The following is a 15452-nucleotide window of genomic DNA, read 5'->3' as shown; positions in this document are numbered from 1 at the left end:
AAGAAAATAATGTTTATTATTTGTTTTAAAAATTTAGTAGGTTGTATATCTTATTAGGTTCCCCTAACTTTTATATAGTATTAAACTAAAACTTTATTTAGGTGTACCTAAATGTCTTCTGGAAATAGTTTAAGTGAAAATGCCGAGGAATACATGGAAGTTCTCTATAAACTATCTTTAAAGGAACGACCAGTTAAAACTACCAAGATATCTACCATGCTAAATGTATCACCGGCCAGTGTAACCCAGATGATAAAAAAATTACAAAAAGAGGGTTACGTTGATTATTCACCTTATAAGGGTGTCACCCTTACTGAGGAAGGATATAAAATTGCCTCCAAGATCACCAGAAAGCACAGACTTCTGGAGAGATTCCTCCACGATGTGCTTAAAATAAAAAAGGATAAAGTCCATGACCAGGCCTGTGAAATGGAACACGTGCTTTCAGACGACGCGGAAAGAGCATTATGCCAGCTCCTGGAAAACCCGGATGAATGCCCGGATGATGAAGAACTGATACCAGTGTGTGACTTCCAGTTTGAAACCTGTGATGAATGCCGTAAACGCCGGCAGGAAGAAGTTAACCAGGTTGGAAAACGTGATAAGAACCTGGTCTCCATTACAGATATGGAAAAAAATGAAAAAGGTAAAGTAACATTTATCCGGGGAGATTATAAAGTCATACGCCGACTGATGGACATGGGAATAACCATGGGTGCCCATATATCCGTCCTGGAAGTTGCTCCATTTAAAGGGCCAGTGGAATTATTGGTACGAGGATCTAACCTTGCACTGGGAAGAGATATCGCTAAAAACGTTTTTGTAGAGATAATCAGAGAAGACACAGTCCCATCTAAAGGAGCCCTATCATATGGTTAAACTTCCGGAATGCATTGAAAAATCAGAATACGAAAAGAACATTTCATCTGGAACCCCGGAATTAAAAATTGAACCAGCGGATATTACCATAGCCCTGGCCGGAAATGCCAATGTGGGTAAAAGTGTTATTTTTAACAATTTAACGGGTTCAGAACAGGTAGTGGGGAACTGGCCGGGGAAAACAGTGGATCTTGCTGAGGGAACTTTCCACTATAATGGTCAAAAATTCCATATAATCGATTTACCGGGAATATACTCTTTTTCCACATTTTCCATGGAAGAAATCGTTTCCAGGGAATACATTGCCCACGAAAAACCAGAGGTGGTTATCAATGTCCTTGATGGTTCAGTACTGGAGAGAAACCTTTTTTTCACCCTGCAACTAATGGAAATGGGAGTCCCTCTGGTGGTTTGTGTTAACCAGATGGACATTGCCCGGCAGAAGGGATTTCACATTGACACTGAAAAATTGGAAAGAGCCCTAGGTGTGCCAGTGGTTCCCACGGTAGCCATACATGGTGAGGGATTACAAAAACTGGTAGAAAAGGCCATTGACGTTGCTCAAGCCAGGAAAGTAGTGGAAGTCCCGGTTGAATATGGCGGTGAAGTGGAAAGGGTAGTTAAACAACTGGAAGAATTCCTGGATAAAGAGGGCCTTGACCTGGGATATTCCAATAGATGGGTAGCCATTAAACTTTTAGAAAATGACCCTGAAATTAATAAACAAGTTGAATCAGCATCAGAACGCGCAATCCAGTACTCCACCTACCTCGCCCTTGAACTGGAGAAAATCCATGATGAACCTTCATTTTCCATAATTGCCTCGGAACGTTATGCCCTGGCCAGTAGGATCGCAGCCGGAGCTCAAAAACAGGATAAATATAAACCTACACTATCTGAAAAACTGGACAAAATTCTTATACATCCCCTATTTGGATATTTCACCTCGGCACTGGTGATACTTGGTCTTTTAATCTGGACATTTGTTCTGGGAAACTTCCTATCCGAGATCATCACCGAAGCAATGAGTTTCTTCCAACCAGTGGATGCCGCCCTATCTGGTCCAGTAATTGCGGTTCTATGGAACGGGGCCTTTGGAGGATTTGTAGCAGGGGTCACGTTGATCGTGCCCTTTGTCATCCCCTTCTACATTCTGCTTTCCTATATAGAGAATTCTGGTCTCCTCACCAGGGTGGCCTTTATGATGGACAGTTTTATGCAAAAAATTGGTTTGCATGGTAAGGCGCTGATACCCCTGGTACTGGGATACGGTTGCAGTGTCCCGGCCATTGACAGTACTAAAATTCTGGAGACCAGGAGGGAAAGATTACTGGCCGCATTTGCCATAACATTTGCCCCCTGCTCGGCCAGAACCATAATCATACTGAGCCTGGTGGCCATCTTTGTCAGCATATGGTGGGCTCTAGCCCTTTATGTTCTGGATATAATCATAATATTTATAATGGGAAAACTGGCTCTCAAGGCCATGCCTGGTGAGTCCACGGGTTTGATCATGGAGATGCATGCCCTGAGGCTGCCATCCACATCCACCATTCTTAAACAAACCTGGAACCGAACAAAATCCTTGATCTATCTGGTGTTCCCAGTTTTCATCGCCGGAAGTGCGTTGATTCAGGTATTATACGTGCTGGGCATACTGGGGCCTATAAGTAATTTTATGGCACCATTAACAGTGGGATGGCTTTTACTACCTTCCTTTGCAGGAATACTCTTGATTGTTGGGGTAGTCCGTAAAGAATTCGTTCTCTTAACTCTGGTGTCATTTGTAGGGACAGATCTATCCCTGGCACTGACTCCGGTCCAGTTTATTGTACTGGCGTTAATAGGAATGTTGTACATACCTTGTCTTTCCACCATTAGCATATTAATACGGGAATTTGGCTTGAAAGCGGCCAGTGTTATCTCTGCCGCCAATTTAATAACCGCATTTATAGTAGGAGGAATAGCAGCCCATTTGCTGTCATTCATCCTTTGATGTTCTTCTTTTTTCCATAGCAAGTTATTTATTTGGTATGGAAGTAAGTTTAGTAGTTCACTAAAAATAAAGAAAAAAAATTAGTATCAAAAATTGTTGTACCAAAAAATATGAGTTTAGTGTCAAGATGCTTTTAATCTAAATTAGGTGATAAAAAAATGAAATGGTCATTAATTGCAATTGCCATTCTGGTGGTGATTGTAGGTTATTCTGTGGTCACTGTATCCAGTGGCCCTCTATCTCCTTTAGGTAGAATTTCATTCGTTAAAGTAGGAAATCCTGATTTTTATCCGGGGCATACTCATTCAGAACTTCTGGTTCAATATGCCAAGGAGAAAAATTCCAATTGTGCCTTGATCTGTCACTTTGCCGGAAGTTCCAACTACCGTAGCTATCAGGACGGTGATGTGTTTATAATTGAACTGGGTCTCATTGACACCCAGGGTACCGGAGCAGCGGACCCTACCAATTATTGGGATTCCATTAAATTAGCATTATTTGGAGCTCCTGACGATCGATACAAGTACAAGTCGGATGGTATCGTTTTTGACACCTATGATGAGGCTATGAACCATGTATACACCCTGGCTAAAGAACACAACCAGACTGGACCTCTCCCTATAGCCTGGCATGGTAATGCCCGTCAGGGTAATGCGGTTCTAATCCAGGGATGCGGATTCCCCCTGTACTTCCACGTCCTGCAGAAAACCTATGGGATGGTCCCCGCCTATCTGTACACATTAAATGGGATGATCTTCCCTCATATGAATAATCCCTACCGTAATTTTGAATTGGGTCATGCCACGGAGTTACAGCAACTTTATAATGAAGGTGAACTGGATTACACCTAATTTAGGGAATATTTAAGGTAAACTCGTCTATTATGTTGAGTTTCACCTTCTTTTTTTTACCAAAAATCAATTTATAATGATTAATCATAATTTATAATGATTAATAATAGTAATATATATATAGTTAGAGTAACTTAGTAGTTACATTCATTAAAAAATGGAATATCTAACTAAAGGGCGGATGAAAATGGTACGGGATACAGCAGTCCTTCTGGATGAAAGAAGGGTTTTCGAACCAAAAGAAGAGATTCTAAATAGAGCCCATGTGAAAAATTGGGAAAAAGAAATTGAAAAGGGTAAAGACCTGGAAAAATACTGGGCAGAAAAGGCCGAACAATTCGAATGGTTCCAGAAATGGGACCAGGTCCTGGATGAAAGTAATAAACCATTCTACCAGTGGTTTGTAGGGGGTAAAATTAACCTGGCCTACAATGCCGTGGACCGATGGATTGAAACGGAAAAACGAAACCAGGTGGCAATCCTCTACATCAACGAACGTGGAGAAGAGAAAAAAATCACCTTCTACGAGTTATATGTACAGGTGAACAAACTGGCCAATGCCCTCAAAAACCTGGGAGTGCAAAAAGGAGACACAGTTTCCATGTACCTCCCCATGTGCCCCGAGCTATTAATATCCATACTGGCCTGCAACAAGATCGGAGCAGTCCACAGTGTAGTATACTCTGGACTCAGTGTCGGTGCATTTGTGGAGCGTATGAACGATGCCAAGGCCAAAGTACTCTTTACTGCCGATGGTACCTACCGAAGGGGTAAAATCATCGACCTTAAAGCCATAGCTGATGAAGCAATACTGCAATGCCCCACCATTGAAACCATAGTGGTGGTAAACCACACTGGAAAACCCATCCAGATATCAGAACTATCAGGAAGGGAAATCTTCTACGAAAGACTGGTCGATGGTGAACCTGCCTACTGCGAACCAGAATGGATGGATTCCGAAGACCCCCTCTTTATATTATATACCTCCGGAAGTACCGGGAAACCCAAAGGAGTAATGCACACCACTGCCGGATACATGGTGGGAGTGGCCACCACCCTCCGTGACATATTCGATATACACGAAAACGACCTCTGGTGGTGCACCGGGGACATCGGATGGATCACCGGACACAGCTACGTTATCTACGGACCACTGCTACTGGGTGCCACCACCGTGGTCTACGAGGGAGCACCGGATTACCCTGACCCGGGGGTGTGGTGGAAGATCGTGGAAAAATACGGGGTAACCAAATTCTACACAGCTCCTACAGCAATCAGACACCTTATGAGATTTGGAACAAGATACACCAATCTTTACAACCTAGAATCCCTGCGCATCCTGGGAACAGTGGGGGAACCCATAAACCCCGAGGCCTGGATGTGGTACTACAAAAATGTGGGTAAAGAAAACTGTCCCATAATGGACACCTGGTGGCAAACTGAGACTGGAATGCACCTTATATCACCCTTACCTGCCGCCTCCCTGAAACCAGGATCAGCAACCCGTCCCTTCCCTGGAATAGATGCCGATGTGGTGGACGAAGAGGGCAACCCTGTACCAATAGGCAAAGGAGGATACCTGGTCATTAAAAAACCATGGCCCTCCATGTTCCGCACCCTGTACAAGGATGAAGAACGGTTTAAAGATGTTTACTGGAATGCCTTCCCCGGATACATCTACAAGGCCGGTGATATGGCCCGCAAAGATGAGGATGGATACTTCTGGATACAGGGACGCAGTGATGATGTTTTGAAAATTGCCGGCCACCGTATAGGTTCAGCGGAAGTTGAATCAGCCTTCGTAGGACACCCGGCAGTAGCCGAAGCTGCAGTCATTGGTAAATCTGACCCCATTAAGGGGGAAGTAATCAAGGCCTTCATCATCCTCCGCGAAGGATACGAACTCAAGACCCAGCTCATAGAGGACCTTAAAAAGCACGTCCGCTACGAACTGGGGCCAGTAGCTGTACTGGGAGAGATTGTCCAGGTGGACAAACTACCCAAAACACGTAGTGGTAAGATAATGCGCCGTATCCTACGGGCCCAGGAAAGGGGTGAAGATCTGGGAGACACTTCCACCCTGGAAGAATAATGCCTCCCAGTTTTTCAGAAGCCATAAAAAATTCATAATTCCAAAAAAGGAGATGATTTGAATAAATTTGCCCTAAGGGGTGTGATAATATGGAAGATGACAAAAAATCTGTCTTAATAAAAGATCTAACTGCAAATCCAGCACCACTGGGACTGTTGGGGTTTGGTTTAACCACCGTGTTACTGAACATACATAACGCCGGTTTCATCCCCCTCAACAGTATGATCCTGGCTATGGGAATAGCCTACGGGGGAATCGCCCAGATAATGGCCTGTGCCATGGAATACAAAAAGGGAAACACCTTTGGCACTGTAGCCTTCGGGTCCTACGGCCTATTCTGGTGGAGTTTCGTCCTTCTCCTGGTACTCCCCAAGATGGGACTGGCCACTGCACCGGATAAACTATCCCTGGCTGCCTACCTCTTCATGTGGGGGCTTTTCACCCTGGTGATGTTCATTGGCACCCTCAAGTTAAGCCGCGGATTGCAAGTGGTCTTCCTGTCACTGGCCATATTGTTCTTCCTACTGGCACTGGGAGATATAACTGGAAACACTACCATAACCTTAATAGCCGGTTATGAGGGCATATTCACCGGTTTCAGTGCCGTATACGTGGGATTGGCCCAGGTTCTCAATGAAACCTATGGAAAGGATGTGTTGCCCACCTAAATTCACACCCACCTAAATTAATTCACATTTATTTGAATAGCTAACCGCCTCCAGCTATTTAAATACAGTTTACTTCCTCTGGTCTAAACTGGGGGAAGCTTTTTCTTTTTATCAGACCTAGAAACTTGAAAATTAATTGAAAATTAATTGAAAAATAGATTGTAAAATTTAAAGATCTATAAAATTCATAACAACTTTCCTAATATTGTTGTATCCCTACAACAAAATATGATAATAAATTGAAAAATAAATAATGGAATTATTTAATCCATTAAACATCTATTTTAAATCCTAAATCCACTTCACTGGCTGGTTTTCCCCCGCGGATACCCCAATTATCCATGGGGGGTTCCAGTAGGATAATCAAAATATCGTGCCCATCAATACCAGGACTTTCACCTAAATTCTCCACAATAGCCTGATAAAGCTTCTTTTTAGCATTAAATGAACGTCCAGGGAACATTGTAATCTGGATCATGGTCACGGCATCGGTGCGATCCGGTGGACATTCAAAATCTTCCTTATCCAGTTCATATATCCGCTGGAAACGATCACTGTCCGGGATTCCCAGTGCATCCACCAGTGCCTGGTGCACACCATCCAGAATTGCCTTCTTATATTCTGAGGAAAATCCTTTATGAATTTCTATTTTTACTTGTGGACACATTTTATAAGCCTCTAAGTCTTATTTTACAGTTATTATCAAATTATTTATAGATTTTTATCTTCACAAGACCATTTTTTTCCTGAATTGTAAATTAGAGATAATGATCTAGAGAAAAATATGTAGATGTAAGGGGTTAGAATTAATGAGTCAATTAATTTTGGGGATAGATACTTGTGAATTAAGATTGAAAATATAAACATAATAAATATTCCTATTAATACTACTAATAAAGTAATTACACTTGCTAAAAAGTACCAAGAATAAAATTTAATCCATCCTATATTTTTTATTTTATCAAATATTGCTTTAAATTTAAAGGCATAACTCCATTTACCATCATTGTTGGCCATGTTAGCTATTGCTATTAAAGATATAGGGAAGATTATTAAGCAATATAACATATAAACAAAAAAATCTGTGGCATACCCCTGTAAAAACCATGTGGCATACCCCTGTAAATATATTTGTGCTATTGCACCAATTATAACGATAATAAAGCCGGGTAAATATAAATAAAAATTAATTAAAGGTAGGTTTAATATTATTAAAGGTAAAGTTGCCGGGATTGAATATATTAAGCTTACACAAGTTACTTTAAACCCATTTTTAAATAGATTAACCCACTTCCTAAATTTAGGTAGTTCCCTTGTATCTTTTAAGGAATATTGAATAATTTTGAAAAAATATCCAGTAATAAAACAATTGATCAATAAAGCAATAATTAAAAAGGGATAAGTGAAACCATTCTGTAAATTAATTGGAACCATATCATGCGGAATTGTATAAATTACAACTATAAAGCCCAAAATAAGGATTTTCTTCCAATCCAAAAAAGGATATTTAATAGAATCTATTAAAATTTCTTTAATATTCATCACAATCATCGGAATAATTTATAAAATGGATATAAATTATATTTATTCCTTATTTTATAATACTCTTTTTACCAGAGCATACTTATCATCCAACATTTCATTGATTAAGTGAGACCACATGTTTAGCCAGTCTCTTGGCCAGGGCCAGGATGGTGAGGACTGGTGGAGCACCTGGTGCCCGGGGGAAAACACTGGCATCAGCCACGAACAGGTTTTCAATTTCTGTTTCCAGGTTTTTGTCCACTACTTCTCCCACGGCCGCTGTGCCACCGGGATGGGCTCCTCTGGCTGGTGTGGAAACCAGAGTATCAGGGTTAACTCCGGCCTCGGTGAGTATGGCCCCGGCAGTAGCGCATCCTTCCGCCATTAAACCCACATCCTGGGAGGTGCTCTGTTTGAACACACCACTCTCATCCACACGACCGGATGATTCATCGGGTATTTTAACCATCATTCCCAGTATATCATTTTCTCTTACCTGGTTTTGGGATGTCAGTAAACTGGAATAATGTGGAGATAGTATGAATCCCTTCTCCTTTTTATACAATCCATTCATGGATACTTCTTTATAAAAATTAATACCGGGTAGTACACCACCTACCGTGACAAAAGTGTCCACAAATAAGTGCTCACCTGCAGATAAACCAGTTGATCCTAATAATCGGGGAGTTTCAATTGCCCCGGAACATAATATAACTGTATTTGCAGTGTATTCCTTTTTAACTCCATTTAAAGGGTCTAATGTCTCCACACCTTTAACCTGCCCTGTGTGGGTTATGATCCGGGTTACGGGACTGTTATCCACAATATGAGTCCCGTGATCTTCAGCTTCAGCCAGATATTCCAGGGAACTCCACTTGGCATTGCGTGGACAACCAAAGGCGCACTTACCACAGGGTACGCATTCTGTGGAGTTAATGAATTTGGGCATTTTCTCCATGGGCAGACCCAATGAAGCAGAGGCGGCCATGATCTTCAGGGTGCCTTCTCCAAAATGAGTGTCTGGAAGTGGACCTACCTTCAATTCCGCTTCTACTTCCTCAAATTCACAGGAGAGATCAATTCCTAACTTTTGAAATTCCTGCTGGCAGGTTCGAACTGCATTTCCGGCAGTGACCAGGGTGGTGCCTCCCAGGCAGGTGGTTTTAAGAAGTTCCACACCCACATCCAGGTTGTCGTAACACTGGAATGCCTTTTCACTGGGAACACGGCTACCCTTCTCAATTAGGGTGACATCCATTCCCTGAATGGCTAGTTCCCGGGCAACAGTTGCCCCACCAGCTCCTGATCCAACCACAATTATGTTATTCATAAAGATCAACTACATTAAAATTAATAAGGAATTATCTGCGGTTAAGGGTTCTTCTCTGGGGTTTTTGTTTCCGTTTAATGATCCTTTTTGGTCTTTCACTGATCCGGGGATTTTTGGGTTTATCCTGGGATTTAAAGAGTTTATCTGCGAAATAACCACCAATGGATCCAAACAATCCATAGATAACCACACTGACCAGCAGTCCCAGAACAAGGGTGAAAAGACCGTCAACTGCATAACCCACTCCTATGGTCACGGCATTGGGGAGTTGATATGGTAAATCTGGGGGAGTGAACAGGCAGATTACGAAGTAAAGTAGGGCCAGTAGAATTGCTGCCAGTGCACCAACTTTATAGCTGGCATCTTCATCTTTGGTAAGGAAAACGGCTACAAATCCCACTATAACCAGGGCAAATACGCCCCCCACATTAAAAAAAGCCATTATAAGGCCCAGTATCATGCTGGTTAAAATGGCCATTTCCATACTGAAGTTTGGCATCTACATATCCCTCTATCAGAATTTATTTCCTAAATCAGATTAAAACTACTATTCTAATCTCCACCTTAATCTATCTATGCTGACTCTATAAGTATATTAGGGTTTATAAGGCTTTCCATTAGGTTTGTATAAAGATTTCACAACAGAGGGCAGAGAGAAGGATTCAATGTCCACATCTTACTTTGAATACTGTGGATAAGAAAAGGTTAATAGAATAAAAAGAACAGAATAAATTACAATGACAGATTTCATGAAAATAACCCGCAGTGTAGAGGATTATCTGGAGGCCATGTACTCATTGCAACAGGAACAGGGAGCCATCAGAGTGAAAGATGTGGCTGAGATCTTGGGAGTAAAACCTCCCAGCGTGGTTGAGGCTGTTAAAAAGCTCTCAAAAATGAACATGGTCTCCTACGAGCGTTATGGTACAATTGAACTAAAGGATGATGGAATCAAAATTGCCCAAGAGGTAAGCTGCCGTCATCACCTGCTCAAGGACTTCCTGGTATTGATGGGTGTGGATCCGGAAATAGCAGAAGATGATGCCTGTTCCATGGAACATGTCATGGATGTTTCCACCATAAGCAAATTACGGAAATTCGTGGAATTCAATGATCTCTTCCCTGACGCCTGCAATTACATGGAAAAATTCAGGGAATACGCCGAAAAAGGAACCCTGGCCAGTGAAAGTAAATTGTAATCCAGCTCTATGGTAATTTTGAAGGACATGTTTATAAGGGGGATAAACAATGGGATTGTTCGATTTCAACCCTGATGTGGCTAAGCTTGAAAGTGAGGGGAATATTAACGGTCTTATAAAAGCACTACAGAAAGGTGACAGTAAAAATCGAGCCACTGCTGCCCGGGCTCTGGGAAAATTTAAGGACGAAAAAGTAGTTAAAGCCCTTATTGGAGCGTTAAATGATGAGGATAGTGATGTGCGGTGGAATGCTGCCAGTTCCCTGGGAAAAATAGGTGACAGTGAATCTACTCCCTTCCTTTTACAATCCCTGCGCGATGAAAAATGGTATGTTCGTCAGCACACTGCCGAGGCACTGGGGGAAATTGGTGATGAACGGGCCCTCCTACCTCTATTAGAATCACTAAAGGATGAAAGGATCAGGAACACCGTAGCCCTGGCCCTGGGCCGTTTAGGCGATCCAAGGGCAGTTGATCAGTTACTGGAAGCACTTAAAGCGGATGATTTCAGCTTCCGCAGTGCAGCTGAAGAAGCTCTGGGCATGATCGGTGATGAAAGAGCAGTACCTGACTTAATCGAGGCATTGAAAGATGAGGATGTGAGCGTACGCAGGCACGCCGCAGGAGCACTGGGAAAAATTGGGGATGAACGGGCTATTAAGCCCCTTTTAAATGCCATGGACGATGAAAAATGGTACGTACGCCTCCAGGTGGAAGAGGCAATACAGGAACTCAACACTCGTTTGAAGGAAAAGAAAAAATAGATTCACAGAAATTCTCTTATTTTACTGGCAATTTTAACACGCACCTCAGGGGATATATCCTTAAGAGGTCGGGGGTGCATGTGGCCAAAATGAGGGTCATCGAAAATATGCCCGGCAAAATCTACCTCATGATTATAGCGGGGTATGAAATGCCAGTGTAACTGTGGTTCGGGAGTGCCATCCAGATAGAAGGTGTTCATGAGGCAGCCCCAGTTAAATAGGGTGGCGTCAAAGGCAGTTTTAACTGCTCCTTCCATGTTTTCTAAAAGACTGATAAAATCTTCCCATTCCTCCGGGGAAAGACCAGTCAAAGTACGTTGTTCTCTTTTTAAAGCTACCACACAGGTGCCCAGGTTGCTCTGGTTGGGGGCCAGAAACACGATCCAGTGTTCAGTTTCAACCAGGGGGTCACCAAAGTTATATTCATCCAGTTTCTCACAGTAAGGACATTCAATACTCATCTATCCATCTCCCTCTCTTTACTGAATTATATTACACATTTTATATTTCAGCATTTTCATTCCAACACTTTTTATATCAATACAACAATTCTAGAGTTTAATTTTTATTTTTGAATTTATATGCAATGGATAAGTTATAATTTAAAAGGAGATTTATATCATTTTTTTAAGATATTATCTCCTTTTAAAGGATAATATCATAATTTTGAGAGGATAAAAGAAATGGCAAAACCAATCACCGTTACCATCCCGGCCAAGTTGTGGGTTTGGGAAAAAGCCTCGGGAATCATGGTATCCACCACCATGGCCAGTATACCCCCGGCAGCAATGGCCAACGTAACCGCTATCACCTCTACGGGCAGTTGACTGAATACAGAATAACCCAACAGTGAAGATATGGCCGTGATTATGGTAATTACCAGCCACAGGGAGAATACTTTACGAGGGGACCAACCATCACTTTTCATCCCTGCCGAACTGGAAAGGCCCTCGGGTATGTTGGATAAAAATATGGCAACCACGGTGGCTGTGCTCACTGCGCCACCACCGATCATGGTTAGACCAATGGCAATTGACTCCGGGATTCCATCAATAACCGAACCTGCGGCAATGGCCATGGCACCATTAGCATCTTCGTATTCCTCAGGTTTAACTGATCGTTTCGGTGTTTGGCACCCTTACGTGCCAGGTAAAGGTTGGTGATGGTGAAAATAAGGGCACCAATGATAAATCCAGCCACCAGATGCGGTGCCCCTCCCAGGGTATAGTCCTCGTTCAGAAGTTCAAAGGACACCGCTGACATGAGAACCCCGGCACCGAAGGCCATGATGGTGGCAATCAGACGTTTGGGAAGTTGGAAATAATAACCAAAGACTGCCCCCAAAATGAGTGCAGATCCAGCCACACAACCCCATATCCCCACCATAATTAATCTGGAAAACATAATAAATCACTAAGTTCACATTAAGAATATCCCTGATCATTTTTTTCTGATTCCATTTATACTATAACTATTATTTTAATTACTTAACACCTTCCTTTAAATACTTAAACAATTAGCCTTAAAAAATTCGCACCATTCCCCCTATCTCCACCATAACTGAGATATCCTCCATAACTGGAGTTTTAGTGTTCCATAATTTGGGGAAAGGGCCAAAGAGGAATAATCCTAAATAGAGGGTGGAAGATAGTAATAGGGAATATGTTTACTAGTAATAGGGAAATGATTACAATATAGGCAGGTAAAAATCAATGGATTCAACTCCAAAGAACACAACAGAGGTTTCTGTGGAAAGGTGTGCACTGGTCCTGGTAATCATCGGTTCTGTACTGATACCATTTATGGGATCATCCCTAGGTCTAATTCTTCCCCTTATCCAGAATGAACTGGCAGTGAACATATTACTCCTGGGATGGATACCCACTGCCTTTACATTGGCCAACGCTGCACTGGTATTGCCTTTTGGCCGGCTGGCTGATATACATGGCCGTAAAAAAATATTCGCTGCTGGTTTTGTAGTTTACACCCTGGCATCTCTACTGGCCAGTGTTTCCACTTCGGGGTTGACTTTGATTTTTTTCAGTTTCCTGCAGGGAGCAGGATGTGCCCTGATATTTGCCACTGGGGTGGCCCTTTTGATCTCCATCTTTCCCCCGGAAAAAAGGGGCCGAGTACTGGGGATTGAGATCAGTGCGGTGTATCTTGGCCTATTCCTGGGACCCCTCCTGGGAGGTTTCCTGGCCCAAAATTTAGGTTGGAGAAGTATTTTTCTCATAAACGTACCCATTGGCCTGTTTGCCCTGGGCCTTATATTAACCCGGTTTAAAGGAGAGTGGAAGGGTTCTGACGGTGAAAAATTCGATCTGTTGGGATCACTGATCTATGCACTTTCCCTTTCCAGTTTAATGTATGGTTTCTCCACACTAAACGAGGTTTCAGGGAAAGTTTTTCTCCTGGCTGGTTTGGTGGGGATGGCATTCTTCTTTAAAGTAATAAAGGACTCCCCTAACCCTATTATCTCCCTTAAAATTTTCAAAAACAAACTAACCCGTTTTTCAGGCTCTGCTCTGCTCCTGGTGACCATTGGAACCTCGGCAATGTGGACACTCCTCAGTCTTTACCTGCAGAACCTGCGGGGTCTGGACACCATTAGCACGGCCTTAATCCTGGCGGTCCAGCCACTGGCTGTGGCCCTATTATCTCCATTGGTGGGGCGTTGGATTGACAAAAGAGATAATAAAGGAATTATCCTCTTAGGAGCAGTTGTATGTACGCTAGGATTATTGATTCTTGCCTTTTCGGATCTTAAAACTCCCCTTCTCCAAGTAGTTGTCGGATTACTCCTGGTCGGTGTGGGATTAGGTTTGTTTTCCGCACCTACCAATCAAAATTTCCTGGGATCATTAACCAGTAAATTCTACGGTGTGGGGTCCGCCACCCTCTCCACCATGATTTTTATTGGTCAGACACTGAGCCTGGGAATCTTTCTGTTAATCTTAACTGGCTTCCTGGGCAATGTGGAAATAGCACCTTCCAATTATCCCCTCTTCCTGGAAGGCCTTAATGTATCATTCTATATATTTGCCACCATCAGTGCATTAGGGGCAGTTTTTACATATATAGGGGTGTATAGGTCAGATACACGTGTGAATAATTAATATCGTGCGGATAATGTTTCAAGGGTCTTTAAAAAATTGATGATAGACTTTAATCCCCATGAGTAAAAAAATGAGTAAATAATAATTAGTACAACCAAATAATTATCATTTATATTACGGTTATCTAATCTTACGGGTCCTGAAAATTAAGGATAGATGCATGAGGTGGTATAATTGAAAGAAACTTCTAACACTGAAGATAAGGGAAATAAAAAGGATTTTTTTAAAAAATTTCTGAAAGAAAAGAAACCCCAAAAATCAGAATTCATTGTAGCCATAATAGCTAATCTGGTATTCCTGTACATTGTAAACAATCTTCTCTCCTGGAATCTGAGTTTCATAGCCCCTTCCTTCCAGGAAGTTTTGTGGATATTTAACCTCTCCATTGGTGCTTCTATAGTAGGCAATATACTCTTCTTAATATATCACCCCGGATGGTTCAGAAGCTTAATTAAAATAATACTGAATATTCTGTCATTTATGGTGGCCTACTACTTGTATGTGGTGTTCCCCTTCATATTAAGCAGTGGAATAACCGTACTGGTGAAAATGGTTCTTATACTGGTAATGGTAGTACTGGTGATAGCTAACCTGGTGGAGGTTGTAAAACTCATTATAAGTTTATTTAAATCGTAAATAAATCCTTGTTGATTCCACAAATAAAGAGTATAGGGTTAATATTCAAATTCACCAAATTATACAGGTTTAACCCTAAACAATCGTTTCACCCGGTACTCAACTTCCAGTTTAATGGCTCTGACCAGTTCCTCCAGTGGTTCATCTTCCCATGGTTCAGCCCCACTCAACAGTGAATGGAAATAGAGCACCGAACTCTCCTCAGGGTCTACCTTAAAATCACCATCATCCCTAAGGGCTGAATGATCAATCTGGGACATCTCTTCCAGTGAAAGGGTGACCTTTAGCTGCACATCCCATCCTTTATCCGACTCCTTTAAAGAATCAACATCAATCTGCATTTTACACCACTTCTTTTTGACAATGATAATCTATGATCCTATTATCTAATCCTA

17 protein-coding genes are annotated in these 15452 nt (G+C 42.1%); 9 read left to right on the top strand and 8 right to left on the bottom strand.

The features are described 5' to 3' along the window. The first annotated feature begins 111 nt into the window (after positions 1-111). The 5 genes from CIT02_RS02140 (at position 112) to CIT02_RS02120 (ending at position 6486) form a co-directional block, all read left to right on the top strand. Positions 112-879, top strand: a complete 768-nt coding sequence (locus tag CIT02_RS02140; RefSeq protein WP_292613601.1) for a metal-dependent transcriptional regulator — start codon at positions 112-114, stop codon at positions 877-879. Then, the gene (feoB, locus tag CIT02_RS02135) at positions 872-2875 is read left to right on the top strand and encodes a ferrous iron transport protein B (RefSeq protein WP_292613599.1); all 2004 of its coding nucleotides are present in this window, start codon (positions 872-874) and stop codon (positions 2873-2875) included. Before CIT02_RS02140 ends, feoB begins: the two co-directional genes overlap by 8 nt. A gap of 158 nt (positions 2876-3033) precedes the next feature. Beyond that, entirely contained in the window at positions 3034-3726 is a 693-nt protein-coding gene (locus CIT02_RS02130; protein ID WP_292613597.1) for a hypothetical protein, read from the top strand. Between the two features lie 187 nt (positions 3727-3913). Beyond that, a complete protein-coding gene (acs, locus tag CIT02_RS02125; protein ID WP_292613595.1) occupies positions 3914-5818 on the top strand; it encodes an acetate--CoA ligase in 1905 nt (634 codons plus the stop codon). An 89-nt stretch (positions 5819-5907) separates the two neighbouring features. After that, on the top strand, positions 5908-6486 hold the full coding sequence (locus tag CIT02_RS02120; protein ID WP_292613593.1) for an acetate uptake transporter: 579 nt from the start codon (positions 5908-5910) through the stop codon (positions 6484-6486). A 271-nt stretch (positions 6487-6757) separates the two neighbouring features. Here the strand turns inward: CIT02_RS02120 and CIT02_RS02115 are convergent, their stop codons facing one another. The 4 genes from CIT02_RS02115 to CIT02_RS02100 form a co-directional block, all read right to left on the bottom strand. After that, entirely contained in the window at positions 6758-7153 is a 396-nt protein-coding gene (locus CIT02_RS02115) for a tautomerase family protein (RefSeq protein ID WP_292613591.1), read from the bottom strand. Between the two features lie 44 nt (positions 7154-7197). Continuing rightward, entirely contained in the window at positions 7198-8028 is an 831-nt protein-coding gene (locus CIT02_RS02110) for a DUF4013 domain-containing protein (RefSeq protein ID WP_292613589.1), read from the bottom strand. Between the two features lie 97 nt (positions 8029-8125). Beyond that, the gene (locus CIT02_RS02105; RefSeq protein WP_292613587.1) at positions 8126-9340 is read right to left on the bottom strand and encodes a GMC family oxidoreductase N-terminal domain-containing protein; all 1215 of its coding nucleotides are present in this window, start codon (positions 9338-9340) and stop codon (positions 8126-8128) included. 31 nt (positions 9341-9371) lie between these two features. Further along, positions 9372-9839, bottom strand: a complete 468-nt coding sequence (locus CIT02_RS02100; RefSeq protein WP_292613585.1) for a DUF5518 domain-containing protein — start codon at positions 9837-9839, stop codon at positions 9372-9374. 238 nt (positions 9840-10077) lie between these two features. On the opposite strand from CIT02_RS02100, the gene CIT02_RS02095 reads away from it, so the two are divergent. Beyond that, positions 10078-10539 carry a metal-dependent transcriptional regulator gene (locus CIT02_RS02095; RefSeq protein WP_292613583.1) on the top strand — a complete coding sequence of 154 codons (462 nt, stop codon included), beginning with the start codon at positions 10078-10080 and terminating at the stop codon, positions 10537-10539. Between the two features lie 49 nt (positions 10540-10588). Continuing rightward, the gene (locus CIT02_RS02090; RefSeq protein WP_292613581.1) at positions 10589-11302 is read left to right on the top strand and encodes a HEAT repeat domain-containing protein; all 714 of its coding nucleotides are present in this window, start codon (positions 10589-10591) and stop codon (positions 11300-11302) included. A gap of 2 nt (positions 11303-11304) precedes the next feature. Here the strand turns inward: CIT02_RS02090 and CIT02_RS02085 are convergent, their stop codons facing one another. From CIT02_RS02085 to CIT02_RS02075, 3 genes are all read right to left on the bottom strand, one after another. Then, positions 11305-11763: an HIT family protein gene (locus tag CIT02_RS02085; protein WP_292613579.1), complete on the bottom strand. Its 459-nt coding sequence runs from the start codon at positions 11761-11763 to the stop codon at positions 11305-11307. A gap of 197 nt (positions 11764-11960) precedes the next feature. Then, positions 11961-12380 (bottom strand): ZIP family metal transporter, encoded by a 420-nt coding sequence (locus tag CIT02_RS02080; RefSeq protein ID WP_292613577.1) that lies wholly within the window; start codon positions 12378-12380, stop codon positions 11961-11963. Then, on the bottom strand, positions 12320-12706 hold the full coding sequence (locus tag CIT02_RS02075) for a hypothetical protein (RefSeq protein WP_292613575.1): 387 nt from the start codon (positions 12704-12706) through the stop codon (positions 12320-12322). Before CIT02_RS02075 ends, CIT02_RS02080 begins: the two co-directional genes overlap by 61 nt. 308 nt (positions 12707-13014) lie before the next feature. Here CIT02_RS02075 and CIT02_RS02070 point away from each other — a divergent pair, with 308 nt between their 5' ends. Beyond that, complete coding sequence (locus CIT02_RS02070; protein WP_292613573.1) at positions 13015-14421, top strand: MFS transporter; 1407 nt, start codon at positions 13015-13017, stop codon at positions 14419-14421. A gap of 174 nt (positions 14422-14595) precedes the next feature. After that, positions 14596-15057, top strand: a complete 462-nt coding sequence (locus tag CIT02_RS02065; RefSeq protein WP_292613571.1) for a hypothetical protein — start codon at positions 14596-14598, stop codon at positions 15055-15057. 59 nt (positions 15058-15116) lie between these two features. On the opposite strand, the gene CIT02_RS02060 is transcribed toward CIT02_RS02065, so the two are convergent. Further along, positions 15117-15398, bottom strand: coding sequence for a hypothetical protein (locus tag CIT02_RS02060; protein WP_292613569.1), 282 nt, complete (start codon positions 15396-15398; stop codon positions 15117-15119). Positions 15399-15452: the final 54 nt, after the last annotated feature.

This window comes from Methanobacterium sp. BAmetb5, assembly GCF_003491305.1.
Taxonomy (GTDB): Archaea; Methanobacteriota; Methanobacteria; order Methanobacteriales; family Methanobacteriaceae; genus Methanobacterium.
Note: the sequence above shows the minus strand (reverse complement) of the source record. Positions and strands in the feature narration are given on the sequence as shown.